This is a genomic window from Frankia sp. AgKG'84/4 (assembly GCF_023242965.2).
Taxonomy (GTDB): domain Bacteria; phylum Actinomycetota; class Actinomycetes; order Frankiales; family Frankiaceae; genus Frankia.
The window spans coordinates 1-837 of record NZ_JALKFU020000901.1 but is presented as its reverse complement, the minus strand read 5'-3'; the positions used below and the strand labels follow the sequence as shown (position 1 = coordinate 837).

General features: G+C 74.0%; 1 protein-coding gene. It reads right to left on the bottom strand.

Going from position 1 to position 837, the window contains the following annotated elements; genetic code table 11:
• A partial coding sequence (gene def / locus MXD58_RS25925; RefSeq protein WP_250610342.1) for a peptide deformylase occupies positions 1 to 590 on the bottom strand: 590 nt, incomplete at its 3' end.
• Between the last annotated feature and the right edge of the window lie 247 nt (positions 591 to 837).

The window sequence follows — 837 nt, the reverse complement described above, 5'->3', positions numbered from 1 at the left end:
GTGCGGCGCAGTGCGCGCAGCGGGTCGACGACGGCGCCGGGCCGGTCGGTTCCAGTCAACCGCGTTCCCGGCAGCGGCGGCTGCTCGCGCAGCGCCCGCACGGCGGCGACGCGGGCCTCACCGGTCAGCCGCTGCAGGAACAGCATGCCGTCGAGATGGTCGACCTCGTGCTGGAAGCAGCGGGCCCGCAGCCCCTCGCCGGCGTACTCGACGGGTTCGCCGGCGGCGTCGACGCCGCGTACGACGGCGCGCATCGCCCGCGACGTCGGGTAGTGCAGGCCGGGGACGGACAGGCAGCCCTCGCCGCCGTGCTGTACTTCGCCGTCCTCGATGATGGTCAGGGTCGGGTTGACCACCGCGAGGGGCACCCGGGGCACGGCGCGGTCCTGCGGGTCGTAGTCGACGTCGAACACGAACACCCGCAGGCCGACGCCGATCTGCGGCGCGGCGAGCCCGACGCCGGGCGCGGCGTACATCGTGTCGATCATGTCTGCGACCAGGCGGGCCAGGGCGGCGTCGAACTGCGTGACCACGGCGGTCGGGGTGCGCAGCACGGGGTCGCCGACGGTGCGGATGGGAAGCACGGCCATGTCGGACACTGTGTCACAACAGGATCGGGCTCCGGGAGAACCGGGGTGGAACGCGGGCAGGTCACATCACGCGATCGCGCGCTCACGGTACGACCGCACGCTCTGTCCTGTTCCCCGCGGGAGCGCCGCGGGGGATCGGGGCGTTGTCTGGAGGTGGACGTCATGCTGGAGGTGGACGTCGTGGACGAGTCGCGCGGCGCGGGGCTGGCCGCCGTCGGGCCGGATCCCGCTGCGGCCGGGATCGCGC